This is a genomic window from Roseovarius sp. ZX-A-9 (assembly GCF_028369135.1).
Taxonomy (GTDB): Bacteria; Pseudomonadota; Alphaproteobacteria; order Rhodobacterales; family Rhodobacteraceae; genus Roseovarius.
The window spans coordinates 1-26,983 of record NZ_JAPWHW010000022.1; the positions used below are offsets into that span (position 1 = coordinate 1).

Annotated in this window: 18 protein-coding genes and 2 pseudogenes; 8 read left to right on the plus strand and 12 right to left on the minus strand. The window is 58.1% G+C overall.

Annotated features, from left to right (window positions below; genetic code table 11):
- Window positions 1–65: 65 nt before the first annotated feature.
- A pseudogene (locus O3306_RS22425) lies at window positions 66–201 on the plus strand (transposase domain-containing protein); the annotation flags it as partial.
- A 40-nt stretch (window positions 202–241) separates the two neighbouring features.
- Here O3306_RS22425 and O3306_RS18415 read toward each other — a convergent pair.
- The 11 genes and pseudogenes from O3306_RS18415 to O3306_RS18470 all read right to left on the minus strand — a co-directional run bounded on the left by O3306_RS18415 (window position 242) and on the right by O3306_RS18470 (window position 16,555).
- On the minus strand, window positions 242–1,150 hold the full coding sequence (locus O3306_RS18415) for a hypothetical protein (RefSeq protein ID WP_272010042.1): 909 nt from the start codon (window positions 1,148–1,150) through the stop codon (window positions 242–244).
- A complete protein-coding gene (locus tag O3306_RS18420; protein ID WP_272010044.1) occupies window positions 1,137–2,636 on the minus strand; it encodes an MBOAT family O-acyltransferase in 1,500 nt (499 codons plus the stop codon). The genes O3306_RS18415 and O3306_RS18420 overlap by 14 nt, the downstream gene beginning before the upstream one ends.
- 15 nt (window positions 2,637–2,651) lie before the next feature.
- Window positions 2,652–4,343, minus strand: coding sequence for a carbamoyltransferase family protein (locus O3306_RS18425; RefSeq protein ID WP_272010046.1), 1,692 nt, complete (start codon window positions 4,341–4,343; stop codon window positions 2,652–2,654).
- A complete protein-coding gene (locus tag O3306_RS18430; protein WP_272010048.1) occupies window positions 4,340–4,606 on the minus strand; it encodes an acyl carrier protein in 267 nt (88 codons plus the stop codon). The genes O3306_RS18425 and O3306_RS18430 overlap by 4 nt, the downstream gene beginning before the upstream one ends.
- Before the next feature lie 11 nt (window positions 4,607–4,617).
- Complete coding sequence (locus tag O3306_RS18435; protein WP_272010050.1) at window positions 4,618–6,762, minus strand: hypothetical protein; 2,145 nt, start codon at window positions 6,760–6,762, stop codon at window positions 4,618–4,620.
- Window positions 6,759–8,465 (minus strand): AMP-binding protein, encoded by a 1,707-nt coding sequence (locus O3306_RS18440; RefSeq protein ID WP_272010052.1) that lies wholly within the window; start codon window positions 8,463–8,465, stop codon window positions 6,759–6,761. The genes O3306_RS18435 and O3306_RS18440 overlap by 4 nt, the downstream gene beginning before the upstream one ends.
- A 673-nt stretch (window positions 8,466–9,138) precedes the next feature.
- Window positions 9,139–12,747 (minus strand): NHL domain-containing protein, encoded by a 3,609-nt coding sequence (locus tag O3306_RS18445; RefSeq protein WP_272010054.1) that lies wholly within the window; start codon window positions 12,745–12,747, stop codon window positions 9,139–9,141.
- A 212-nt stretch (window positions 12,748–12,959) separates the two neighbouring features.
- Window positions 12,960–13,213, minus strand: a pseudogene (locus O3306_RS18450) (IS3 family transposase); the annotation flags it as partial.
- A gap of 600 nt (window positions 13,214–13,813) precedes the next feature.
- Window positions 13,814–14,083 (minus strand): type II toxin-antitoxin system ParD family antitoxin, encoded by a 270-nt coding sequence (locus tag O3306_RS18460; protein WP_272010056.1) that lies wholly within the window; start codon window positions 14,081–14,083, stop codon window positions 13,814–13,816.
- 314 nt (window positions 14,084–14,397) lie between these two features.
- The gene (locus O3306_RS18465; protein WP_272010058.1) at window positions 14,398–15,711 is read right to left on the minus strand and encodes a glutamine synthetase family protein; all 1,314 of its coding nucleotides are present in this window, start codon (window positions 15,709–15,711) and stop codon (window positions 14,398–14,400) included.
- Complete coding sequence (locus O3306_RS18470; RefSeq protein ID WP_272010060.1) at window positions 15,701–16,555, minus strand: MurR/RpiR family transcriptional regulator; 855 nt, start codon at window positions 16,553–16,555, stop codon at window positions 15,701–15,703. The genes O3306_RS18465 and O3306_RS18470 overlap by 11 nt, the downstream gene beginning before the upstream one ends.
- 118 nt (window positions 16,556–16,673) lie before the next feature.
- Here O3306_RS18470 and O3306_RS18475 point away from each other — a divergent pair, with 118 nt between their 5' ends.
- Genes O3306_RS18475 through O3306_RS18505 form a run of 7 tightly spaced genes read left to right on the plus strand, consistent with a single transcriptional unit; the run spans window position 16,674 to window position 25,693 of the window.
- Window positions 16,674–18,482 (plus strand): branched-chain amino acid ABC transporter ATP-binding protein/permease, encoded by a 1,809-nt coding sequence (locus tag O3306_RS18475; RefSeq protein WP_272010061.1) that lies wholly within the window; start codon window positions 16,674–16,676, stop codon window positions 18,480–18,482.
- Complete coding sequence (locus tag O3306_RS18480) at window positions 18,479–19,633, plus strand: ABC transporter substrate-binding protein (protein ID WP_272010063.1); 1,155 nt, start codon at window positions 18,479–18,481, stop codon at window positions 19,631–19,633. Before O3306_RS18475 ends, O3306_RS18480 begins: the two co-directional genes overlap by 4 nt.
- Window positions 19,634–19,637: 4 nt before the next feature.
- Window positions 19,638–20,360 carry an ABC transporter ATP-binding protein gene (locus tag O3306_RS18485; protein WP_272010065.1) on the plus strand — a complete coding sequence of 241 codons (723 nt, stop codon included), beginning with the start codon at window positions 19,638–19,640 and terminating at the stop codon, window positions 20,358–20,360.
- Between the two features lies 1 nt (window position 20,361).
- Window positions 20,362–21,255, plus strand: a complete 894-nt coding sequence (locus O3306_RS18490) for a branched-chain amino acid ABC transporter permease (RefSeq protein ID WP_272010067.1) — start codon at window positions 20,362–20,364, stop codon at window positions 21,253–21,255.
- Window positions 21,256–21,260: 5 nt separating this feature from the next.
- Window positions 21,261–22,016 (plus strand): N-formylglutamate amidohydrolase, encoded by a 756-nt coding sequence (locus O3306_RS18495; protein ID WP_272010069.1) that lies wholly within the window; start codon window positions 21,261–21,263, stop codon window positions 22,014–22,016.
- Between the two features lies 1 nt (window position 22,017).
- A complete protein-coding gene (locus tag O3306_RS18500; protein WP_272010070.1) occupies window positions 22,018–22,659 on the plus strand; it encodes an isochorismatase family cysteine hydrolase in 642 nt (213 codons plus the stop codon).
- A 19-nt stretch (window positions 22,660–22,678) separates the two neighbouring features.
- Window positions 22,679–25,693, plus strand: a complete 3,015-nt coding sequence (locus O3306_RS18505; protein ID WP_272010072.1) for an aminotransferase class III-fold pyridoxal phosphate-dependent enzyme — start codon at window positions 22,679–22,681, stop codon at window positions 25,691–25,693.
- 267 nt (window positions 25,694–25,960) lie between these two features.
- On the opposite strand, the gene O3306_RS18510 is transcribed toward O3306_RS18505, so the two are convergent.
- A complete protein-coding gene (locus tag O3306_RS18510) occupies window positions 25,961–26,974 on the minus strand; it encodes a zinc-binding alcohol dehydrogenase family protein (protein ID WP_272010074.1) in 1,014 nt (337 codons plus the stop codon).
- Window positions 26,975–26,983 lie beyond the last annotated feature (9 nt).

The window sequence follows — 26,983 nt, forward strand, 5'->3', positions numbered from 1 at the left end:
GGCACTTGCCGCCATGCGATCAAGATACTGACTGAACCGTCATGCGCGCGCCGCTGGAAAAAGACATGCGGTCTTACGACCCACTGGCCTATCTGGCTGACGTCCTCGACCGCATCCACGATCACAAATTCAACAGACTGGATGAATTGCCTCTGGAACTGGACGCCGGTGGCATCAGTGAAGGACCGTCAAGCTGCATAACCAGCGGTATCAATGGCGTGGTTGCAAAATTACAGGCATTTTATCTCAGTGAAAGTAGCTCTTCCAATAGGCGATTTCCCAGCGATGGCCTGAAATGGTTGGCGTCAATCCAGGCCGCCGAATCTGACGGCGAGGCTTCAGCCACATGAAACGAAATACGACAAGTCGGATGTCGTTGTTGAAAGATTTTCGCCTGAACCTTCAATTTTTCTTGCAATCTATCCAGCGTTGGTTTTAGTTTTTGCTGCGATACAACCTTGGGGTTATATGGCGGCAGAAAGAATATTAAATGTCTGTCTGAACTTTCACTACACCAGTCTCCCAGGGCATTTGATCTGTCGAAGAAATCAAGGCCACGATTCCGAAGGATTTCACTTTCGGGGATTAAGATTGGCCTAATGATTCGATTTTCGAGTGAAAATGGACTCGCGCACGATCCACCGTCGGTCTGAGCGGAGTGATAAGTCCTCTTGGATAAAAATTCGATCATTGACATGAAGAAAACCCTTGACCGCATGTCAGGGGACTCAGCGCGAGGCGTAGGCTTTTTCGCGAGCGATACCTCAATTACCATCGTGTTTACAGCGTCGTTCTTAGAAGCCGCCTCGGTAGCCCAAAAAAGCATGTCGCCGTAATATGCTGCTGAGCGCGAATAATTGGCAGTGTTTGGGTTGCTGCACGGGTTGAAGCCGAGAAGGCTGATTGATGTGCCAAGGAGCCAGACCTGTGCGGTTCCGGTTGATGCAGTGTTCTTCATCCATTTATCCGCCAAATTCGGAAAAGAATGCAGAATTTTCGGCATTCCGTGATTATTCGGCAGGGTCAGTTTGGCTTGATTCAACAAGTTGGCTTTACGTGTAACGGCGGATTCGAGCCAGGCGAATGCAAGAAACGAAGCCAGCAAGTATGCGGTAAAGCAACTTAGCCGCTTTGGGTCAAAATCCTTCATATATGATACCCCCCGATAGCGGAGTGTCGAACAGCCAGGCCACCCAGGCTAAAAACCCAAGAAATACAGCCCAACGTAGGTTTGGCCGAAATGTCAGCCACTCGCTGTGGGAAGGCAGGATTCTACAGATACGCATTGTGTTCGGCAGGACCAGAGCAGTGCCTCCTGCCACTAGGAAAATCGCCAAGTAAGCAATGTCGCTTGCTGACGACGATAATACTGCGCACATTTCACGGGTTGGCGAAGAGTGGGAAGTGAGGGCCGAGGTATCACCCCAATAGACGAACCCCGAGAATATTGCTGAAGCCGTTGCTAGGCTGTCGCTACGGAAGAACACGATTGTGATTGATGCAATCGTCAAACAAAGGACTTGCCCAGCAAACTTTTTAGACCGGCTGTCGTGCAAGGTGCGGTGCGAATTTAGCACCCTTGTAAGACCTGCTGCGATAACAACAATTGCCGTCAGAAGACTGATAAGAAGAGCCGGCCACCCGGCTTCGTGCCAAAGCATGACAAGGATGTAGGTTGCGCATGTCGCCACTGCCCATGCAGCAATCCGCCTATGGCTCGCGGCGCGAATTGGCAGGAATTGCGCCAGTCCTTGTTGCATGTAGCGAAAGATATAATCACGCGCGAATGCCATGAGGGATGCATGCCATCGTATGACGTAGTCGCCGATCCGGCTTGCCTTAAGTGGACTGTCAAAGTTTGGCGAAAGCCTGAGGCCGAAACAAAGTGCCAGACCGATCGCCATGTCCGAATAGCCAGAAAAGTTGTAGTAGAGTTGTAGCAGAAACCCTGAGCTCGCGATGACAGATTCGGGCAGACATATATCCGTTCCAGCTGCGGCTTCGGAATAAATCGGCCCCGTAAGAGAGCCGATCGAGGCTGAGAAACAGCGTAATTTGAATGCGCCGATAACTATCAATGCGATACCTGTCGAAACTTCACCGGCGGCAAATTTGCGGCCTGTAAGTGTTTCGATCTGGGGTTGCAATACGCGATACGGCGTTATCGGCCCGGCAGGAAGATGGCTGAAGAACATCGAAAAAAGAATATACTTTAATCCAGATAGTTCCTGCGCACGGTTCTGGTGCCTATCGATTAGATAGGTAATCTGCTTGAATGCGTAAAATGACAACCCCAGTGGCATTCCGATAACGAGCATCGCGGAACCGCCGCCGGAGAGCGGAACGGGGTGGAGTTTGAACCAGGCAAGTACCGCTATATTCGCGGCTATCCCGCAGAGCAAAAACTCGTTTCGAGCCCCTTCATATCGGACCATTGCAAGTGCACATGCGCGGTTAACGATGACGCTTGCAAGAAGAACGGCCAGGGCCAGCATGGAATTCAACGCGATGAACAACACAGATGCCGTCACCAGGAAAGGAATAGACCACTCCTGCCGATAGCGCTGCAGCAGCGCAAAACCGGCAAAGGTAATCGGAAGGAAGCCGAGCAAGAACTCAGCTGATAGAAAACCCATAAGTGGTTCCGTTGTCTATAACGCGGTGCTCGGCTTCTCGATCAGAGTGTTCTCGATCAAAACAGCGTCGAGGCCGGTTGTCAGAAGCATTCCAATGGCGTCCTCAACACTATTCACAATGGGTTTTCCCATGATGTTGAAGCTCGTGTTCAGTACCACGGGTACACCGGTTCGTTCCTGAAATGCATCAAGAAGCCCCGCCATCCAAGGTGCTGAATCCGGTTCGGTTGTCTGCAACCGCCCCGTGCCATCAGCATGCACTGTCGCTGATACGGGGCTGGGCCGATCCGGTTTCCATGGCAAGGTCACAGACATGTAGGGGGATGGCTGGGCCCGGTCAAACCAGGTCGGCGCATCCGTCAGCCTAACAACAGGTGCGAAAGGGCGGTAGGCTTCTCGACCTTTCACCTTCGCGTTGATCTGGTCCTTCATGCCTTCTAAATGCGGTGCCGCGAGGATTGAGCGGTTGCCAAGTGACCGGGGCCCGAATTCCGCACGCCCGCGCATCACTCCAACGATTGCCCCTTCTGATAGGCAATCGGCGACTACATTTTCGCTGTGACCTTCTACGTTGCGCACGGATAGCCCCTGTGCCGATGCCGACAATCTATCCAGTGTTTGAGGATTTGCGCGGCTTCCGAGATAGGGAGAACCGTCGCCTTGCGGCACACTGTCGGTTCCTGTTGCACGCATGAAAGTAAGAAGAGCCGCTCCGATCGCATTGCCATCATCTGCGGGGCAAGGCGGAACGTGAAGACTTTTGACGCCCATCCGCCCGACAATCGTACCATTGTAGGATGAATTTAAAGCACAGCCGCCTGATAGAATGAGCGCCGGTTCATCTTGTCCTACACATGAGGCAATAACATGATCGGCGAAGTCAGCATATACAGACTGTCCTGTTGCGGCGAGATTGGCTGCGAATTCCACTGGTTCACCAGGTTTTCGGCGATATGGAAGACACCTTTCTGTAATCGCTTTTAATATGTCATGGTCGGCGAAACGCAATCGGCCGCGATCGACCACGATCATGCGCGACATGTCGTCGGCAAGGTCCGGAAGGACCTGCCCGAAGGCCGCAAGGCCCATGACCTTCCATTCTTCTCCCAAACGCCAATCAAAGCCACACAACCCAGTCAGCCAACCGTAGAAGGTGCCAAGGCTACCAGGTCCCCATGACCGCCATCGTCGTGTCAGGCGACGGTCCCGCATGTCGAATGCGCTGATGGCGCCGACGTCGCCTTCACCATCCAACACCACGCATAGCGCGTCATCAAGCGGTGCGAACCATGCGGCTGTGACTGCGTGGCATAAATGGTGGTCAAAACGCATCGGGTCGTTGGCTTCCCGGCAAAGCCCTAGCCGCAAAAGCGATCTGCCCGCCCCCTGTTGAAGCAGCCCTTGCATGCCCTGCAGCCATAGCGTGTCACTGCTCGGGAGCAATGCATCGTGCGGATCGGTTCGGACATTGCTTTTAATTGATGCCCAGCTTGTCCCAACGGTCAGCGTGTCATGGACGGCATCAAAGCCGACTGCGGCAAGTGCCGCCTCAAGATGAGGAACATGATCCGGTGTGACGCCCCAAGCGCGCTTGTCTTGCATAAAACGCTCGGTCGCTTCGGCAAAGCGCACCGTTCCTGCTTCATCAACCAGTGCGAGAGCCGGGTCATGTCCAGACGTGGACAGACCCAGATACCACTTGCTCATACAAGGGTCAGCCGACGGGTGACTTCCTGCGCGAAACTTTCCAATGTTTCATGTTCGAATATCGTTGCGGGGTCGAGTTCAATTCCAAAATGGTCTTCGACCTCTCCCGACAGCAAGACTGCGTCAATGGATTGCAACCCAAGGTCAACCAGCACCGCATCTTGGGAGATCCCTGCAGCAGGTTGTTTGGTAAAGCGCGCTATCGCGTCAGTTAGAAAAGACACAATGGCAGGCGCGGCGGCGATTTCGCTTGTCGTGTTCAAGTTGGTTTCCTTTAGTTCTTTGGATGGCAGGGTAGATGGCTTAGTGCGACGGTCTGGTTCAGAGAATGGTAGCGTTCTTTTCCGGGCACCAAGCTAAGATCTGGAAACCGATCAAACAGAGCGGGAAGCGCGGTTCTAATTATGTGCCGGGTTACGGCAGCCCCGACACATCGGTGTAGGCCATGCCCGAACCCAAGATGTCCAATACCCGCGTCACGATTGATCGACAACAGTTGCAAGCGCAACGTGTCGCCTTTTTGCACGATGATATCGTCGATTTCGCCGTCATTACGCGCGACGCGATAGATGTATTTTGGCGAGGCGGATGCACCGATAAGCCTGTCAACCTGGGCTGCTAGCGCATTGGGGGAAGTTTCGATTCTTGGCCTTCTATTAGGTATGGCAAGCAGCTGATGAACAATGTTTCCAAGTGTATGCACGAGGTTAAAGCTTGCTCCGTAAAGGACCAGCACCAGCGCCTTACAGTCTTCCGAATCGAAGCCCTTGAGATCGCTATCAAGAAGATGTCGTAAAAGCGATGCGTTGCCGTAGCTGGTCGTGGGCGGACTCTGCATCTGGTCAAGCAGGTCTTCGAAAACTTTCTGCAATTCCTGCAGGGCCCGCATCGGCAGCCACGGTTCAAGCACGTCTTGCAGCGTCGGTGCGCTGGCATCGAAATCCACCGAATTGGACGGCACCACGCCAAGCATGGGTTGCATCACGCCCCGGAATATTGGATCCGCGAAATCCGAAATCAAATCGGGGCGTGAGCTAGCCGAAAAATGGTCCAGAGCATCTCTTACCACGTCGTCGATCAAGGGTTGCCATGTCGATATCCTGTTTCCTCCCAGAACGGCAGCGACGTGTCGCCGCGCTGTCGCATGGCGTGGTCCCGACATGAAAAACATCGCATTTCGTGCAATGCGAATAGCCGGGCCAAGATCGGTGCCGGTCCTTTCCTGTACAGCGATCAGATGCGTGTCGAGCGGCGGCGGGCCCCAGTTTCGGTTGTCGTTTACGATCGTGCGCGCGGTGTCGGTCTGCAATATCTCGACCATACGCGAGGAAATCCGTCGGTTACGTCCCCCCAGTTCGGCGGGCAGCGCACAGGGATATTGCTGTAGCGGGCTGGTATAGTGGCGAACACCGTTGCGATGCAGGCTAGCATCTGGAAATGCGCGCGCCAATTCTGGTAGCGCGCGCCGCACCACCAGCCGGACCAGCGGTTCGCCGGGGCATTTATGGGCGCCGGCCCCAAAACTCAAACCGGCACTGTCAATGTTACGGTTCCGTAATGCAGTATTAACCTTCGCTATGTCTAGAACTACGGCTTCGCCAGCGCTGTAGGGACATGTTCCGACAACCCTGTCCTTCTGAGCGACACGCACAAGCGTTTTGCTGGAGACGTGGGTTGAAAGTAGGCGGTTCAAATCTGCGTCAGAAAGATCACCTTTTGCAATCGCCCTCCATTCTTCCCTGCGGGAGAGAAGCGTGTCAAAGATCACAAGCGCTGGCGTATGTGCGAGTGCGTGGGCAGCAATCAGCGATGATAGCGCCACCCCACGCGCAAGTTTATCGTCGCCGGTGATCTTACGCATGTGACCAATGAGCGTATCACTATCTTTCCCAGTAGGCGCAAGGCAGGCGGCAAGTTCTCCCAATGCCGAATCTATTTTCAGCAGTTTCTGAATCGATCGCATTGGTTGAAAAGCTTCATGCGAGAGGCGGATCAAGGGAAGGACGGCGGCGGCGTCGCCACCTGGCAATCCTATGAAGCGACGGAGAACCGGCAGAGCGATGGGCTCGCAGTAATCGGTGAAAAGATCGGCATTCGGTGCTGAACGCAAGTGATTTATAGTAGTTGCAATGCTTTTATCGATAAGTGGCACTAGCCTTTCAACGCTGCTCGGAGCGAAAAACGGCGCAATCGCGCGCCTTAGCGAAAGATGCTTGGAGCCTGATTGAAAAATGAAACTAAACTGAATGAATGAGCGGAAGTGAGGTAGGTCCAGCCCATGCCGCTCTTTGAGCACGTCTAGATAGGGCTGAAAGTCAGTAGTTGTGAAATCGGAATCGCGCAATATTTTAACGGCTTCGTCAGGATCCAGGATGCGTCGTTTCTGCTGGTTCCAAATTCGAGTGTCCAACAACTTCATGGCATGACACCCATGGATGATGGCGCAATATATAATCCGGCTCGATAGTCTCTAGCGATCGCCGCTCGGCGTATCTTGCCGCTGGTCGTCCTAGGTAAGCGGCCACGCGGAATGGTAATAATTTCAATTAGTCGCAATCCCCATTCACCAGAAAGCGCGCGCGCGACAGCGTGTTTGGTGTCCTGACTCGTTTCATCAACCATTGACCGTTCGCTCCACTCGGCAACGATTACAACTTCGCCTGATCTGGAAGGGTTGGGCGCAAATGCTGCGGCCGCCATATGGTTCAGGGATCCGTGCGCCATGCATGCCAGACGCTCAATTTCAGGTGCTGCGATATTGCGGCCATGACAAATCACGATGTCTTTTATGCGACCGGTTACAAATAGTGCATCCCTGTTTATCCGTCCAAGGTCGCCCGTCCTGAGCCAGCCAAGAGTGTCTTGTGGGTTTCTGGTTCTGAATGTTCGGTCAGTTTCATCCTTTAATGAAAGATACTTGGCACCTTGGGAGGGTCCGCTCAGTAGGATTTCCCCTTCATGTCCGTTCGGTAGGGGCAACCCGGTTTCCGGGTCAGCAATGCGAATGTACTGACGGGTATTGTCGGAAATCGTGCAAGGCATGGCTGTCTGTGGCGCGGTTGGTCCCGGTCTATCTGGGGGCAAAACTGTGCTTGGGCCGGGCTTGCCTGCCGCAAACAATGTCATTTCGGCCAGCCCATAACATGCGAAGAAGGCGTCCGGTTGAAACCCGGTACCAGCCAGATGGGAATGAAACTTATGGCCAAGATCGTGCGGAATCGGTTCTGCGCCACAAAAGGCCTTTGACCAGCAAGAGAGGTCCAGCCCCTCCAGAGCCTCGGGAGAGACCCTTCGGATGACTTCGGCAAAGCCAAAGGCGGGTCCGCCACTGAAATTGGCACGATAACGGTCAATCGTATTCAGCCACAAGGCAGGCTTGCGGATAAAGTCGAGGGATGGGATCTGCGCAGAAAATCCGCCACAAAGCAACGGGTACAGGATGCCGCCCATTAGCCCCATATCGTGGAAGTGCGGCAGCCAGTTCACAAATCTCGCGCTTTTATCCATGTCCCATTCGCGTCCGACCAACGCGGCATTGGCCATGATATTTGCACCTGTGATGCAAACGCCTTTGGGCATTTGTGTTGAACCGGACGTGTATTGCACCAAAGCTTCTGACGGCTCCGCTGTGCCTGTTCCTGGAAACGGCAAATCAGCTGGAATCAGCGGGGCAGTCACAAGTGGGCAATCAGCAATGCCTTGCATCGCCTCAGACACGGTTTGGCGGCTTTCATCAGCGCACAGAACCGCCGCAGCCTTCGAATCTTGTAAAATATGGGCAAACCGCTCAAGTTTGCTGCCACGTCGCGGAACCGCTACGGGAACAACCGAAATGCCGCTCGTCAGGCATGCTAATAGCAGAAGAGCGAACTCCAAATCCTTCGGCATGGCCAAGACAAGTCTTTTGCGCGGCCCCAGCCAGTCGAGTAATATGGCTGCGCGTTCAGCGACTCCTTCGGCGATTTTCGCGCCGTCAAGAACGATGTCAGGACCAGTCCGCCGTACAAATGCAATAACAGGACGTGATGCGCGGACGTGAAGCGCATCTGTTATAGAAGAACCAATGTTCTGCAAGATATTATTCCGGTCCTTTCGAACAAAACTCGTTCGTCTCTGGTCCAAGTGCGCGTTCTCGCTAGGCACATATTACGGTGCGCAAAAATGACCCTGTCTATTGGTAGAGCTACGATGCGACTTCTCTACTTCGGACGCCGCTCGCGCGCAATCCTAGATTGAGTTGTGGCTTTGCGTCAAATTACGGCCAATTTGCAGTGCTGGGTGTCAAAGGTTGGCTAAAATGGCCGAACTCCGCGTTAACCGCGCAGGTCGGCCATCCAAAGTGACGAGACGCAGTCCATTTCGGTGTCGCCGAATCAGCCGACAGGTCGACTACTTGGACGTAAAGATGTTGGTGCGATTTCCCCTCTCGCTTCGAAATGTAGAAAATCATTTACACGAGCGCTGTGTCGATGTCTGCCTTGAACTGGCCCATTTCTAGGTGGAGTCGATTTGGTCCTGAAGTTCACCCCATTTCAGGTTCGGTTTTCATGCGACCTTTCGGGTTCGGTTAGGTCATTCTTGATGATGTTGCTTCCGTTTCGACTTTCCTGATCTCCTTCGTGTTGGAGACCCGTAGACTACAAATCGCAGCTTACGTCAGTGTCCGATTTTCGGGGAGTGGCTCACAGTTCACAGTTGAAGTGGATTGCCTCGCTGATCCCTGCCTTCTGACAGATTTCTGCGACCGACGTGCTTCCTCAACCTGCTTCAAAGTAAACGCTTTTTTTAAGGAGCTCTATAGCTCCTCCACAAGTGCCAGCGCGTAGCTGACGTGCGTCTGCGAAGTGATTAGTAGAAAGTCAAAGTGGTCACTATCCAAAATCATGTCTTGCCCTTCATTCAGAATGGCGTGACTGAGATAACTTCCAGCGGCATCGGTGGTGACGAGATGTAGATCGTCGTCGGCAGAGAGAATTTTCACTTTCTCATCCTCGACTTCGCGGAAATCGAAAAAGTCACCGTCCGTTGCTGAGACATGCTCATTCACGAAATAGGCACCATCGGCAGCGATAGCCGCCCCAACATCGGCCGCATTGGAGTAATCATTTCCCACCATGTCGGTATGCAGGCCGACCGAATAATTAGCGCGTTGCTCTGACACGATCTGGAAAAAAGTCGCAGACGTGTTGTCAAAGCTGTATGTCGCACCTGCTTCCACACCGCGCCAATCCACGACCCGACCTGCGGCATCCAGTAACCCGACTGAGATTGGCATGGATCCAGCGGATATCTCGATGATAGTTTTGTCAAGATTGGAGATCCTGTAGACATCGGGATCTGTGCTGCTGACAGTTTCCCACCAATTCCCCGAAGGCGAAAGGGGATCGCTGCCATTAAGATCAAATGCATTCCCGGGCGTGTTGCCGATATAATCATTCCGGTAGCTGACCAGATCGATGCGATAGCCAGCGTTTATTCCGCTGGACACAGCCAGCCAGTCCAAATCTGACGCACTTGCGATAAAACTCTGCCCGCGGCCCAATGCCTGCTGCGCTGCGCTGGATTGGTTTTCTATCTCAAACACCGCCACTCCGCTCTTGACCGAGACGATGACCTCCAGAGATCCCAAGTTTCCGGTCAGGTCGTAGTGATCGGCGTCATCCGGCCCCACGTGTTCGGGGCGGTTGAAATGTCCTAGATTGTCGCGAGCGCGGGCGACATCGAGAGCGTTCAACCGGTCATCCCCGGTTCGATCAACATTGTTGAGGCGCAGGACGAGGTCATTCCCAGCGTCTGCGATATAAAGATCGTCATCTTTGAGTGTGAGCCCCGCAGGCAGGCTCAGCCGTTCACCGGCACGAAAGCCGCCTTCCGCGCCAATCAGCGTATGAATATCACCGGCGCTGTCGATATAGCGGATCCGGTTGTTGAATGAATCCGCGATGTATAATGTCTGATCGTCTTCTCGGAGAGCGAGCCCCTTCGGCGTGTTCAGCTCGGCCAAACGTGCGTCGCTACCATCGCCGGAAAAAGCGCCCAGCCCCTGGTAAGATCGCTGCGATCCGATTCCGGCAATACTCCGAAGTATGCCATCAGTTCCGATCTCCACCACCCTGTTGTTCCAACTATCCGATACAATCACCCGTCCATCATCGGCGACGATTATATCTGTGGGCATATTCAGGGCGGCACTATGGGCATCGACATTCGATGCGATCCCGCGCGTGCCGTTGCCCGCGAATGCTCGTACGATGCCGTCGGTGTCGACAGTGCGGATCGCGTGATTGTAGGAATCCGCGATGTAAAGGGTGCCCTCGGGGCCAATCTCCAAACCTCTGATTGAGCGGAACAGCGCATTTTGGGCGGGCCCATTATCGCCCGAATAGCCAGAATAATAGCCGGTCGCACCGCCGCCTGCGACGATATCAACGCGACCCTCTGAAATCTTTACTACCCGGTGGTTGGACTCAACGATATAAACATCGCCTGCATCGGAAACGGTCAGTGCTGAGGGATAGTGAAAGGTGGTCGTAAGGGCCGAGTCGCCCGCTCTTGCCGATCCGCTGATTCCCTGAATGCCCGTGCCGGCAAGAATTGCGAATTCGCCATCTGCCGTGTATTCGATCAAGCGTGGCTCTTGGTTGTCGACTAGGTAGACAAGGTCACCATGCGCTTCGATGCCCGTATAGCGGTGACGAAGAGTCTCGGCATCGCCGAAGGCGTTCAGCAGCTCACCCCCGGACAGATCATAGTCAAAAACAATTCCGCGATCCGAGTCGGTGATGATCAGCCTGGAGCCTGAGACGGAAAGACCGGAAACATTGGCCAAAGAAAAGGGCAAAACTCCGCCCAAGTTTTGCACTTCGAGTGTATCGATGGAAATTTGCAGGATTTGTGTATGATTTCCGACAAACGCGGAACGAGTTACCGGGTCATATGCCAATCCACCGCCTGGTAGTGCACCGAGCGCGATATCTCCGATGAAATCTCCGGTTTCAGTTAGAAGGACATAGGTCCGCTCTCCGCTTGGGTTTCTAACGACGGCAGAAATAAGATCGCCATGCCACAAGAGCTCTTGGACACGCGTCACATCTGCAACCGCCTCCTCAACAGCAGCAGAGAAGGTTGGTGTCCAGTCACGCCAGGTTCCGTCGCTCGCCTGTCGATAAATTTTCGAGGGGCCGGTCATGTAAGGTGTGCCGGCGGCAGTTATCCCAGCGGAAAATGAGGAAAGGAACAAGTTGCCGTCGGAATCGAAGCCAATCACGTCAATATAGCCTGTCCCCGTCAACGCGCCGCCATTCAGTCCGGGAGACCCCTTCTCCGGCCCGCCGGAAATTGTTGTGACCGTTCCGGTGTCCAAGTCGATCCGCCGCAGCGCCAAATTCAGCGTATCCGCGAAAAAAACCGCGCCGTCTTGCGCTTGAGCCAGGCGCGTAGGCAGGGCCAGTGGAGTGTCGCCTGAGGTGTCAGCAGGATCGTATCCGCGAGCGTAATTTCCCGCTACCTTTTCGACTGTGCCATTTGGGAATACTCTCAGGATAGTTGATGCATGTGTATTGGGGATTAGGAACGAACCATCCTCCAAGCGGATGCCTTCAGAAGGGAAGGTGAGCTTTAACTCATGCACCTTATCCACGAGATCAGGCCGCATACCTAAGATATAGTCATAGGGTCTGTCGCCTGCAGTATGATGCAGATTGTGCCAAGGGACATCCTGATCACTTGGATCACCCATCCAGGAAGGTAGGGAAAAAACGCGCCAATCGTAGTTGCCCCGAGCCAGTTCGGCCGTAAAGGTGGTATCAGATGTCTCGAAAGTCTGGACAGTGCCGCTTTCGTTACGGATCTGGACGGTGTAGGTGTCGGCCTCTCCCAAAAACGAGAAGGCGGCAGTAGTGCCGTCCGATGTCCCTTGCCCGATCGGGACCGCCACTTGTATAAAATCAGCGATATCCTGTGGGCCAACGTGCAGCGGGATATTGTTCACGATGGAGGGATCACCATTTACTCCGACATCGATCGACGTCTGAAAGCCTGCCTCGCCAGGTGGTGCTATTTTAATGTTATACGCGCCTTTGTCTAAAAGCAGGCGCGTGGATGGTTGGTAGACCCAGCCGTTATGGACCAAGTTGCCGGTTTCATCGCGCACCTGTAATAAAAATGGTCCATCGTGGTCCGGACCACCCCATTGCAGATCAAATCCCGATGACAAGGGCGAGATCTGCAATACTCGTCCGGGGATGTCGTCGTCGACAACGACGCGGGCGGTGATTTCAAGCGGATTGGCTTCACTGCTCCAGTTGAACGACCCAGCCTCCAGATCCTTAGCAGCCAAGAGTGGGTCAGTCACACCAGACCAGACGATTTCATTGGTGATCGGAGAAAGTAGGTAGTTAATCATGAAAAAAAACTGGATCCTTGGACTGCGCTACAGGTGAATTTTCGCTAAAGGTGCATTCTAGCATACAGTGTCAGAGCTAATAGCATTCGGCGACACCTTCCTTTTAGCTAGTTTAAAAATTTCCACAATTGTATATTGTGATGTCGGCGTACGGGAGCATCCATGTCTGAGCTGTTGCCGGTTTTGTGAACGGCAGCGTAAGCTTTCATCGCTCTCTCCTCGTATTGCATAGGGCTTAAATATCCGATGGTCGAGTGACGACGCGTCGGGTTTTGAAAACTTCAATGCAATCCAAGACATCGGCGCGGATCTGATTGCGTGTCCGGTAGACTTCGTGCTTCACTCGTTCGATCTTGAGCGATGAGAAGGAACTTTCAGCGGCCGAATTATCGCAACCGTTGCCGGATCGGCTCATCGAACAGGTGATACCGTGGTCTGCCATCAACCTTTGGAACGGTTCACTGCTTCAAACTCAAGTTCGAGCACGTTTGACGCAATAATAGATCGCTCACCCAAATCCTTTAGGAGCTTGCGACGGCGCGGATGAGCTCTGAGAGCATTCTTTTGCAGAGTTCGTCTTCCGGCTGAACGCATGACCACAGGTTCCGAATGATCGCATTGTCCATCTCGTCGGTATTTTTGAAGGGCCTCTTGCAGAATTTCAGGATATTTTCGTGCCCGAAATGAGGGTCCGCAGTATACCATTTCACCATTGTCGTTCTCCTCGAAAATAAGGCGAGCGACCAGATATGAACATGAGCGTGATAAAACAGCGGGCACATCACAGTCGCCCGCAAGGGTGCGAGCTCTAACCGATTTTAAGGGTTATGAGGTGTGCGTGTTTCATGGCGAATATTTAACTTTCAAAAGAGATCATCGCAAGACGGAATGTCGGAAGGCAGTTTCTACACTTGGAAGGCCAAGTTCGGCGGGATCACTATGTCAGGTGCGAAGTGGTTGAAGGTGCTTTAGGATGAGAGCGCAAGGTTGAAAAGGCGGCTGGCTCAGGAGATGCTGGTTCTGACTGGCATAACGGATCTCGTCACACCAAACGTCGCGAACGACACTATAGCCCGAGGGCGCGGCGCTTCTTTTTGAGCGTTGCCTCAACGCGGCGACAACCTTCTTCATGAGAGATGCTAGGACTCTTTGCGCGCTCCTCGAGGAAGGCGCGCAACGCCGCCTGTTCGAACTCTTCACATTCGATTTCGGCTCGCACAAGTTCAAGCCCGCGCTGTACGACCGCTCTCAAGCTTGGATAATGGCCATCGGCCACGAGTCGTCGCGCGAAATCATCTTGTTGCTCCGTGATGGACGCTGACGCTTTGACCGACATGAAACACCTTCAGGTGCAGATATTGGCCCAGTAGTGGTCATAGGGCGGCCTCAAATCAAATCTCGATGGGGACCGCCAGATCGCCTCAACCTTTCAAACCAACATTTCGCGACACGAAAACTGAGAAATTTCGTTACCCTACGCTGCAACGGAATGTCAGGCCAACGGATCGCTTTCGCGACGGTTGAAGTGCACATCTCGCGTTGGCGGTACGGACCGGTTCCTCGATAATGTCTTCGTCGCGACTCGGCCAGCAGGTGCGAATAGTTGCTTGAACTATGCCAACCTCGTCCGCCAAACTGGGAGCAGCTCAGTCAATACACATCAGCATATGCGGCATGAAGATCCGCCTCATTCAGATCCTTCACGTATTCGATTTCGGCGTTCTTGTGCGCGACATAAACTTCCGCGAAGCCCTCGGGAAACCAGCCCCGAACCGTTGCGTTCTCGGCGAAGGCATTGAGTGCCTCTTGCAGAGTCTGTGGCAGCCTGACGATACCGCGCGCCTGCAATTCGGAGACTGACAATTCAGACAGGTCGTCCTGCGCCGGAACCGGCGCATCAAGCTTGTCCTCGATTCCCTGGCAGCCCGCGTGGACGATCGCGGCCAGCGTGAGGTGGGGCGTGGCGGCAGCATCGGCGGCGCGGACCTCGAAGTTGAACTGGCGCGCGATATCTTGAGGCTTCTTCGCCGTCACCGGGCAGATCCGCACAGCCGCTTCCCTGTCCCGGAACCCCAGATTGTTGAAGGCTGCGCTCCAGCGATGCGGTGTCAGACGGGTGTAGGAGATCGCCGAGGGCGCGAGCAGGCAGGTCATGGCGGGAAGATATTTCAGCACGCCCGCAACGAAATGCTGGGTGACGCGGGACATCCCGCCCGGACCGTCGGGATCATGGGTGGCAGGATCGCCATTCGCATCAACGAAGCTGATATGGACGTGGACACCATTGCCGACCCCACCGGGGTCGATGATCGGAGAAAAGGTCACCGGCTGGCGGAGCCTGCGTGCTGTCATGTGGGTCAATGCCCGCAGGATCGCCGCTTCGTCGGCGGCGACGATGCCGTGCTGCGGCTCCAGCGTGACCTCGAACTGGTTAGCGCCGTATTCCTTCAGGAAGGTATCCGTCGTCAGCCCCGCTTCCGCCAGCGCGCCCATAAGGGTTTCGCCCAGATCGCGAGCCGCGCTGAAGGCTTCGATGCCAAAGGCGCTGCCGGGTGAGGCGGGGGCGTCGCGTAGTTGGAATTCATGCTCGAACGTGGCGTTCAGACTTACATCAGCGCAGTCTTTCAGACGCGCCAGCGCAGCCTTCAGGATCGAGCGTGTGCAGCAGGACCATGGCGCGCCCTCGGTCGTGCAGATGTCGGACAGGACGAAGCGTTCGGGCGCTGTGCCGTCCTCGAAATCGACCGCCACCAGCGTATCCAGGGCCGGCATCAGCACGAGGTCGCCCAGCGAACCGAACGGGGAGTCAGCGATGCTGTCGAAACAGGTGATCAGCGCATTGGTCGGCACCCAGCCGACGCCGCTTTTCAGACGCTTTTCCAGCTTTCCGGCGGGAAAGGCCTTACCGCGCAGCTTGCCCGCGAGGTCGCTGGTCGCGGCAAAGATCAGGGGGTCACGGGCCATCTTTTATCTCCTGTGAATCGAGGCGCAGGGCGTCCCAGCGGCTGATACGCTTGCGGGTCTTGTCCCAGTCCTGTTCCGCGATGCGGGTCAGCATCGCCTCTAGTAGTACCAGCGCCACGGCGTAGCTGTCCCAGACAGTACCGCTATCGATAGGGGTGGCGATCACCTCGTTGGCGTGTCGCGAGATCGGTGACATCCATTTGTCGGTCACCAGGATCACACCTGCATTGCGGTCCTCGCTGGCGCGCGTGGCCAGTTGTAGCAGGCTGGGCTGGTAGCGGCGAAAGTCGATGACGAAAAGAATGTCTCGCGGTTTCATTCGCAACAGGTATTCGGGCCAGCTTTCAGGGTCCTCGGGGAGCTTTTGTACGTTACTGCGTATCTGACGCAGGTGTCGCGAGAGGTAGAGCGCCAGCGCGTCGCTGATCCGGCCACCGATTATGTGGATGCTGCGTTTCTCGTTACGCAGCATGTCACAGATACGGTCGAACTGGTGCGCGCTGATCGTGGTGGCGGCCTCCTGCATCAGGTTCTGTGCCTTGGCCAAGTAGTCTTCGAGGAAACCGCCCTGGATCGCGCGGTTGTCACGGTGCAAATCCAACGGTGAGCGTTTTCCCTCGCGCACTTCCTCAATCAGGTGGCGCTGGAAGTCCTGATAGCCGTTGAAGCCCAACTTGGTCACAAAACGCGAGATCGTGGGAGAGGAGGTGCGGGTGCGCGCCGCGAAGCTCTGGATCGTATCGAGTCCGGCGAAGGGATAGTCCGCCATCAACGCGGCACAGAGCCGCCGTTCCGTCGCGGTCAGTTCTTCTTCTATTTCAGCGATCCGGGTGTGTACCTGCATCATTTGCTCCCGATGAAACTTGCGGCGACGATATGAAAAATGTCGCTCACATGAAACAAAAAAGTTGACTCTGAAAAAAAATTGTCAAAACCTGATCCCAAGGAAAACCGGGGGCAAGATGTTCACATCTCCACGCATTCAACTGCTGGCAAGCGCAGGCGCAATTCTCGCGCTGACCTTGGCCGCCGTGCTTTTGGCATCTTGGTTCGGCCCCGCAACCGAGCGGGTGCTGACCGTCTTCCTGATCTCGTTGACCGCCGTCGTCGGAATCGGTCTCTATTCGGGCAATAGTGGCATACTCAGCTTCGGTCACGTCGCCTTTATGGGCATCGGGGCTTATGCCGCCTCACTGCTGACTCTGCCCTCGGCGCTCAAGGTTGCGACCCTGCCGAAACTGCCGGAGTGGCTGGCCATGACAGAGCTGTCGCTGATCCCGGCAACCCTGATCGCGGTTGTCTTCACGGCCGTGGTTGCGCTCTTCATCGGCGCTGCAATCGGCAAGCTGGAAGGGTCGGCGGCCACCATCGCGACGCTGGGGCTGCTCATCATCGTGCACGGGGTCATTATCGGATGGCGGGACGTGACAAGGGGCGCGCAATCGTTCTTCGGGGTGCCGCGAGAGACCGATCTTGTCACCGCCGCGGTGGCCTGTGTGTTGGCATTGCTGGTGGCGCGGTATTACCGCGATTCTGTTTCCGGGCTAAGGCTCCGTGCCGGGCGCGAAAACGCGATTGCTGCAGGGGCTGTCGGGGTGCGGATCCAGCGCGAGCGATTGGTGGCCTTCGTGCTGAGTGCGGCGATCATGGCGCTGGCAGGATCGATGATTGCGCATTTCCTCGGTGCCTTCAGTCCGAAGAAATTCTATTTCAACGACACTTTCCTGCTGCTTGCGATGCTTATCGTTGGGGGTATGACCACGGTGACAGGGGCGATCACCGGCGCTGTGGTCATCACTCTGGTGACCGAGGTGTTGCGGCGGTTGGAAAGCGGGTTCACGCTGGGTGGTTTCGATGTTCCGCCGATCTTTGGTACGGCGCAAATCGGGATCGGACTGATCATCCTGCTGGCGATGTTCCGCAAGGTCGACGGGCTGGCGGGGATGAAGGAATGGGAGGAACGCTTGCTGCCGGTGGCGGACCTGCCCGATAAGGCGCCGGTGGTGCCGCAGGCACCTGCGACCGATACGCTCACGGGCGAGGCGATGACCATGGCCTTTGGTGGGCTGACGGCGGTGGATGGCGTGTCGATCCGGATCGAACCGGGCGAGATTATGGGCCTGATCGGGCCGAACGGCTCCGGCAAGACAACCCTGCTCAACATGTTGTCGGGGGTGCTCACACCCACGGCGGGACGCGTCATGCGAGGGGATGAAGATCTGACCGGGCTCGCCACCTACCAGATCGCGGATCGGGGCATCGCGCGGACGTTCCAGAACATCCGGCTGTTTCCGAACCTGACCGTGATGCAGAACGTGCTGGTGGCGGCATTGTCCACCCACGGAGGCCGGGACGCACCGGCCCGCGCCCATGCGGCGATGGAAAGGCTCGGCGTGACTGGCCATGCGGCAGCGGATGCCGGAACGCTGTCCTACGGTGACCAGCGGCGCGTAGAGATCGCCCGCGCATTGGCCTGCCAGCCGCAGTTTCTGTTTCTCGACGAACCCGCCGCAGGCATGAATCGCGAGGAGACCGACGCGCTGATGGTCATCCTGCGGCGGCTGTCCTCGGAGCTTGGTATCGCCGTGCTGCTGGTCGATCACGACCTGGAGCTCATCAATCAATTGTCGGACCGAATCGCGGTTCTCAACGAAGGGCGCATGATCGCCCAAGGCACTCCGCTGGAGATCCGCAAGGATCCTGCGGTGATTGCGGCATATCTTGGTACAGGCAGAAAGACCGACACCAAACAAGAGGGAGAAATGACATGAAAAAACTTATACTCACATCGGCCATCGTCGCGGCGTTCGCCGCGCCGGTCGCGGCCGAGACGCTGACCATCGGCACCGCCACGGCCCAGACCGGGTCGCTGGCCTATGCCGACGCGCCCACCATGCAGGGCATGAAACTGGCCGTGGACGAGATCAACGAGGCCGGCGGCATCGGCGGCACGATCAAGATCGAATTGTTGGAGAAGGACGTGCGCTCTGATCCGGCGCAGACTTCCATCGCGGCGCAGGAACTGGTGGATGCCGGGGTGTCGGTCATTGTCCTGCCAGGCGATTCCGACCCGTCGTTGGCTGCCATCGGCGTTGTCAGCAGTGCCGAGATCCCCGCGATCTCGACGGTCGCATCTTCGCCCACGTTGCCGGAGATCGGCGGCGACTACATGTTCTCCAACTTCCCCGGTGACAACGTACAGGCCGCCGTCTCGGCCAAATGGGCTTATGACGAGGGTTTCCGCACTGCCTGGATCGTCTATTCGCTGGACACGCAGTACACCACCATGCCGCTCTACTTCCGCGACGTCTTTGAAAAGCTGGGAGGCGAGATGCTGGGTGAATCCACCAACACCATTGGCCAGCAGGACTTTTCAGCCATTGCCACCACCATCGCGGCGCAGGATCCGCAGCCGGACGTGGTGATGACCTCGGCATACGAGCCGGACTTTCCCTCGCTGCTGCGGGCGTTGCGGGCGGCGGGTGTGACAAGCCAGATCATCGGCTCTGACGGGATCGACAGCCCGACGACCTTCTCGCTGGGTGACGTGGGCGAGGGTGTGGTCTTTACCACGGCCGGTTTCGCCACCGAGGGCAGTGCGTTGGAGAGCTTCGACAAGGCCTTTGAAGCAAAGTATGGTTCCGCACCCGAGACGATATACAGCGCCGTGGGCTATGATCTGATCAAGGTGATCGAGGCGGCGGTGATCGCGGCAGACGGGTCCACCGACCCCAAGGCGATCCAACAGGCAATGGCGAACCTGGAAAACGTGCAGGGCGCTACCGGGTTGATTACCTACAAGGGCACCAACGGGATGCCGATCCGCCAAGTTTCGCTGATCCGTGTCAAGGACGGCGGACGCGAGTTGGTCGGTCAGCCAACGCCCGACGCGGACCTGATTCCAGCACCACGGATGCAGTAGAGCAATGACCCGTGCACCGCTTCTGTCGGCCCAAGGCCTTGTCGTGCGCTACGGCGCAATCGAGGCGGTGCGCGGCATCGACTTTTCGATCCACGAGGGCGAGATCGTGACATTCCTCGGCGCCAATGGGGCGGGCAAGTCGTCGACCCTGAACGCGCTGGTGAGCCTTGTGCCCGCAGCGGAAGGGCAGGTTCTCTTTGGCGGTGAGGACATCACCGATGTCGCGCCCGAGCGGCTGGCCCCTATGGGGTTGACGCTGGCCCCGGAAGGGCGGCGGGTCTTTGGTGGCTTGACGGTTGAGGAGAATCTGCGGATGGGGGCCTATGGCGTGCGGTCCGCGGAAAAGCGCGAGGCAGCGTGGGATATGGTCCACGACCTCTTCCCGATCCTGCACGAGCGCCGCCACCAGTTCGCGGGTACACTTTCTGGCGGGCAGCAGCAGATGCTGGCTATCGGACGTGCCTTGATGTGCGGGCCGCGGCTGTTGCTGCTGGATGAACCTTCTCTGGGCCTGGCGCCGCAGATCGTGGGGCAGATCTTCGACCTGATCGCCCTATTGCGCGAGCGCGATGTGACGCTGGGCATCGTTGAACAAAACGTCGCCATGGCGCTGGAAGTGGCGGATCGCGGCTATGTCATGGCGGGCGGACGGATCGTGGCCGAGGGCACGGCAGCCGAACTGCGGCAGACCGACCGGTTACAGGCCGCCTACCTGGGAGGAAGCTGAGATGGACCTTTTCGTGCAGCAGACGGTCAACGCGCTGGCGCTAGGCGGGACCTACGCGCTGCTGGCGCTGGGGCTGGCGGTGGTGTTCTCCATCATGGGGCTGATCAACTTCGCCCATGGTGAGCTCATGACAATATCGGGCTATACGCTGATGTATTGCGGCATTGCGGGCGTGCCCTTTGTCATTTCGGTGCCTTTGGCGATCCTGGCCGCGATGGTTGCCGCTGTCGCGATGGAGCGGATCGCCTTCCGCCCGGTGCGCGGCGGGTCAGGAGCCACGATGCTGATCACCAGCTTCGCGGTGGCGATGATCCTTCAGGTGCTGTTTCAGAACCTGATCTCGGCCCGGTCGCAGGCCGTGATGCTGCCGCCCCTGCTGTCCGAAAGCCTGCGGATCGGGAATGTCATCATCGGCGTGAACAAGATAGCCGCCATCGTGGCCACGGTGCTGATGTTGGTCTTCCTCGACCGTTTCATGAACCGACAGAAGACTGGCATCGCCATGCGTGCGGCGGCCGAGGATTTCGCAATCGCGCGTCTCATGGGTATCCGCGCCAACACGGTGATTGCCGGGGCCTTTGCCATCTCGGGCCTGCTGGCGGGTGTGGCGGCGGTGCTTTGGGTCAGTCAGCGCGCGTCGGTCGATCCTTTGATGGGGTTCACCCCGGTGTTGAAAGCCTTCATTGCCGCGATCCTGGGCGGGTTGGGCAGTCTGCGCGGGGCAGTGGCGGGGGGATTTCTGTTGGGATTCATCGAGGTCTACCTTGCCGCCTTCCTGCCGCAGGAATTGCAGGAGTTCCGCGATCCGATAGGTCTGGGCATCGTGGTGTTGATCCTTCTGTTCCGGCCCAACGGCATGATCCCCTCCCGAGTGCTGGGCTCGGTCAAGGTATGAGCGGCGTGTACGACAGGCTGCTGACAGCGCGTGATCCCGCGCCGGTCGAGCGGGTTAACGCGGAAAGCGATCATCCGGTCCTGCTGGTCTGCGAACACGCGGGCCAGGCGGTGCCGGAGCGGCTGGCCGGGCTGGGCGTTTCCGCAGAGACGCTGGATGCGCATGTCGGATGGGACATCGGCGCGCGGGCCGTCACGCTGCAGATGGCCGCGACGCTGGGAGCGCCTGCGGTCTTGCAGCGCTTCAGCCGGCTGGTAATCGACTGCAACCGCCCGCCGGAGGCACCGGATTCGATGCCGGAAACCAGCGACGGAGTGGCGGTGCCGGGCAATAGCGGTCTCGACCCCGCCGCCCGACAGGCGCGGACCTCGGAGATCTTCGATCCCTTCCAGGCGGCCACCGCCACGCTGCTCGAGCATCCGCGCCGGAAGGCTGCTTTCGCCATCCACAGCTTCACGCCGCAGATGGGGGGACGCGCACGGCCTTGGGATATCGGTTTTCTCTTTCGCCACGACACGGTGACGTCGGCGGCCCTTTCGAAGGCCGTCACTGGATTGCGTCCCGATCTGACCATCGGTATGAACCAGCCCTACCAGATCGAGGATGCCTCCGACTGGTTTGTTCCCCGGCACGGGGAAGCGCGCGGAATTGCACACAGCCTGATCGAGATCCGCAATGACCACATATCCGGACCGGCGGGGCAGGCCGCCTTTGCCGAGCTTCTAAGCACTGCCATCACCGACTTTCTAAGGACATCCTGACATGACCCTGACCCGTGACATACCGCTTGATCCGGCGCACTCCGCCTTGCTGTTCGTGGACGTGCAGAACTTCAGCGCAAACCGGCAGGGCGCCGAGTTCAAGGACCTGTCCGAGGCGGAATTCACCGAAAAGTACGGCTGGTACTTCGACCAATTGAACAGCGCGGTCATCCCGAACATGCAGCGCATCCAGGCCGCCGCGCGTGGGGCGGGGGTGGAGGTGATGTACACCACCATCGAGAGTCTGACGCGCGATGGGCGCGACCGGAGCCTCGACTACAAGATCACCGGTTTCAACGTCCCCAAGGGGTCCTGGGACGGCAAGGTGATCGACCAGATTGCACCGGGCGAGGACGAGATCGTTCTGCCGAAATCCTCCTCTTCCGTTTTTGTGTCGACGCATATCGATTACGTGTTGCGAAACCTCGGGGTGAAACAGCTGGTGATCTCGGGGCTTATCACGGACCAATGCGTCGAAAGCGCGATCCGCGATGCTTGCGACCTCGGCTATCTCGTGACGCAAGTGACTGATGCCTGCCTGACCTACAGCCAGCTCCGCCACGACAATTCGCTTTCGGCGATCAAGGGTTACTGCCGGCAAGTAACGACCGACGAGCTGGTGGATGAGCTTGCGGCGGCCTGAGCGAGGGCAGGAGGACAGCATGGAACGAATCTGGGTAGCGGCTCTGCGCCAGCAGTGGGGTATCGAGGCGCAACTGACGCGGCTCGACGGGGAATATGACCTCAACTATCGGGCCGAGACGGCGACGGGGGAGTGCTTTATCCTCAAAGTCATGCGCGCGGGTTGCGACATGGCGCTGATCGACATGCAGGCGGCGGCGCTGGGTTGGGTGGCGACGGCCGCGCCCGGTTTGCCGATGCCGCGGGTGGTGCCCACCAAGAGCGGGGCGGCGATTGTGTCGGAGCCCGACGATCAGGGGGCGGACCGGCTGATCTGGTTGCAGACAGCGCTGCCGGGCCTTTGCTATGCCGACTTCCGGCCTCACTCTGAAGGGTTGATTGCGGACCTCGGGCGGCAGACCGGCAGGCTGGCGCGGGCTTTGAAGACGTTTGACCACCCTGCGTTGGCGCGGGACTTCAAGTGGGACCTCATGAAGGCGGCCTGGATCGTACCGGAACTTGAGGTCATCACTGACAGCGGCCGCCATGTGCTGCTGCAGGACATCTGCAACGATTTCATGGCCCTGCTGCCCGCGCTGGAGGCGCTGCCGCGACAGGCGGTGCACAACGACCTGAACGACTACAACATTCTGGCGTCGGTCGAGGGCGGGGCGCCCCGTGTCACTGGCCTCATCGACTTCGGCGACATGTGCGCGGCGCCGCGCATCTGTGACCTCGCCATCGCCGCCGCCTATGTCGTGCTGGATCACCCGGCCCCCGAGATGGCCCTCGCGGCGCTGGTAGCGAACTATCATGCCGAATACCCGTTGACGGCAGCGGAACTGGACATGCTCTGGCCGCTGCTGAGGATGCGGCTGGCGAAAAGCGTGGTGAACTCGACCCTGATGGCGCGCGCGGCGCCTGACGACCCCTATGTCACGATCTCGCAGGCCCCGGCCTGGCGGTTCCTGGAAGGCGAGGGTGCGGTAGAGCCGACTCTGCTGCGCTACCGGATGCGTGCCGCCTGCGGATTGCCGCTGGGTGACAGTGCGATGCGGGTTGCCGACTGGCTGGGTACTTGTCGTGGCAGCTTTGCGGAAGTGATCGGGCAATCGCTGGTCGGCGCCCCCACCGGCGCGCTGTCGGTGGAGGCCTCGACCACGCCGCGCGACCCGATGGCGATCACTGACGCCGAGGCGGCATCGTTGGGCAGCGAAGCTTTCGGGCCCAAGGATATCTGGCTGGGTCACTACGCCGAACCTCGATTGATCTATACTGCAAAGGAGTTCTGGCTCGGCCCCTGGACGGCTTCGAACCGGCGTACGGTGCATCTTGGCGTCGACATCTTCGCGCCTGTGGGCACCTCTGTGCGGGCGCCGCTGGACGGCACGGTCACGTTCTTCGAGAACCGGACCAAGTCGCTCGACTATGGTGGCATGGTGGTCCTGACCCATCAGACGCCCGATGGCGATATGTTCCACACGCTCTACGGCCATCTCGATCCCGACTGCTGTGCGACACTGCAGCAAGGCCAGCAGGTCGCAGCGGGAGAGGCCTTTGCCAAGCTTGGTTCTGTCGATTGCAATGGTGGATGGGCGCCGCACCTGCACTTCCAACTGGCGCTGACGCTAGAGGGGATGGGCGCCGACTGGCCCGCTGTTGCCGATGTTGATGACATGGCGCTCTGGGGTGCCATCTGCCCGAACCCGGCGGTGCTGCTGAACCTCGAAGACGGGGACGTAGCCTATCGCGGGCCGGACAAGGCTCATGTGCGCAAGGTGCGCCGCGAACACTTCGGCGGCAATTTGGCACTCAGTTACAGCGATCCGGTGATGCTGCTGCGCGGCTGGCGGCACTACATGTTTGACGAATGGGGGCGACCTTACCTCGACGCCTACAATAACGTGCCGCATGTCGGGCACGCGCACCCGCGGCTGGCAGCCATAGCGGCGGATCAGCTCAAGCGGATGAACTCCAACACCCGCTACCTGCATCCCGCGCAGGCGGCGTTTGCCGAGACGTTGCTGGCGAAGCTGCCCGACAGCCTTTCGGTCTGCTGGTTTGTCAACTCCGGCAGCGAGGCGAACGAACTGGCGTTGCGGCTGGCACGGGCGGCGAGCGGAGGCATTGGGATGGTGACGCCCGATCACGGCTACCACGGCAACACCACCGGGGCGATCGCGGTTTCGGCCTACAAGTTCAACGCGCCGGGCGGAGTGGGCAAGCCCGACTGGGTGGAACTGGTCGATATCCCCGACGATTACCGAGGTGCCTTCCGGCGGGAAGGTGAGGCTCCGGGTGCAGCTTATGCGGCGCAGGTGGACGGGGCGCTGTCTCGTCTGGCGGCAAGCGGTCACAAGCTCGCGGGGTTCATCGCCGAGACTTACCCGTCGGTTGGCGGCCAGATCATCCCGCCCAAGGGCTACTTGCGCGGCGTTTACGCGCGCATTCGGGCCGCGGGCGGTGTCTGCATCGCGGACGAGGTGCAGACCGGTCTGGGACGCCTCGGCAGCCACTATTTCGCGTTCGAGGAGCAGGGCGTGGTTCCCGACATCGTGGTGCTGGGCAAACCCATCGGCAATGGGCATCCCATCGGGGTGGTGATCAGCACGCGCGAGGTCGCGGAGGCCTTCGCGCAGGGGCCGGAGTTCTTCTCTACCTTCGGGGGATCAACGCTGTCCTGCCGGATCGGCAAGGCGGTGCTGGACATCGTCGACGAGGAGGGGTTGATGCAGAACGCTGCAGCACGGGGGGCCGAACTAATGGCGGGGCTGGGAACGCTGGCCGCGCGACATCCGCTGATCGGCGACATTCGGGGCAGTGGGCTCTTCATCGGTGTCGAGATGGTGACCGACCGCGACTCCCGTAGCCCGGCGACGCGGCAGACCGGTTACATCCTTGATCGCATGCGGGAAGAGCGGATCCTGATCGGCAGTGAAGGCCCGGACCATAACATCCTCAAAATCCGCCCGCCGCTGACCATCGGGGGGCGTGACATCGAGATGCTGCTCGACCGGCTGGACGCAATCATGGGAGAGACCGGGAGTCAGCCTTGAAAATTGTCGTTCACGCGCCGGAAAAGCTCTATCGCTGGGGTGGTCCGCGCAAACTGGACGCTGACACAGGTTTTGATTTTTTCTGCCGTTCTCCGGTGCGGGCCTGCGGGGGGCAAGGCGCCAAGGTTGAGCGGGCATGTCGGCCCGCGTCCGTAGCCGCCCTTATGGGTCTTCGAGGGTCAACTCGGTGTGCTGGCCGGATATGTCGTTGAAGCAGGCCACCATCGCGGCCTGCTTCCTGATTGGTCGAGCCTACACGGCCGCGTTTCAGAAGCCTTCGAGCACGATCTTGCCTTTGGCCTTGCCGCTTTCGATCAGCGCATGGGCGCGCTTGAGGTTCTCGGCATTGATGGTCCCGAAGCTCTCGGTCGCGGTCGAGCGGATCTTGCCTGCGTCGATCAGCCCGGCCACGGTATCGAGGATCTCACCCTGACGCGCGATGTCTTCGGTGGTGAAAAGCGACCGGGTGAACATCAGTTCCCAGTGGATCGACACGGCCTTGCCCTTGAAAGGCATGATGTTGAAGTTCTCGGGATCGTCGATCAGGCCAAAGCGGCCCTGCGGCGCGATGAGCTCGGCGATCTGCGGCACGTAGGTGTCAGAGTAGTTGGTCGAGAACACGAAGGCTGGCGCGCCGATGTTCAGGGCGGCGATCTGCTCGGGTAGCGGCTTGGAGTGATCAACGACGTGATGGGCACCCAGTTCCTTGACCCATTCCTGGGTTTCAGGACGCGAAGCCGTGGCGATGATCGTCAGGTCGGTCTGTTCGCGCAGAAGCTGGATCGCGATGGACCCGACGCCACCCGCGCCGCCGATGATCAGGATCGCCTTCGCAGCACCCGGCACGGGATCGGTGACTTTCAGGCGGTCAAAGATCATCTCTTGTGCGGTGAGTGTGGTCAGCGGCAGCGCGGCGGCTGCCGCGGTGTCGATGCTTTTGGGCGCATGGCCGACGATGCGCGCGTCAACGAGGTGATATTCTGCGTTGGTGCCGGGGCGGTTGATCGCGCCTGCATACCAGACTTTGTCGCCTGTTTTGAACTGGGTGACCTTGTCGCCGATTTCAACAACCTCGCCCACGGCATCCCAACCGAGAATTACCGGCGTTTCGCCTTCTGCGGGGCGGTTTTGGCGGACTTTGGTGTCGACAGGGTTGACCGAAACGGCGGCAACTTTGACCAGGATGTCATGGCCCTTTGCGGTCGGTTTCGCGATCTCAAGGTCGATCAGCGCGTCGGCGCGATCAATGGCGCCGTTTGTGGTGTAGCCTATGGCTTTCATGTTTCTTCT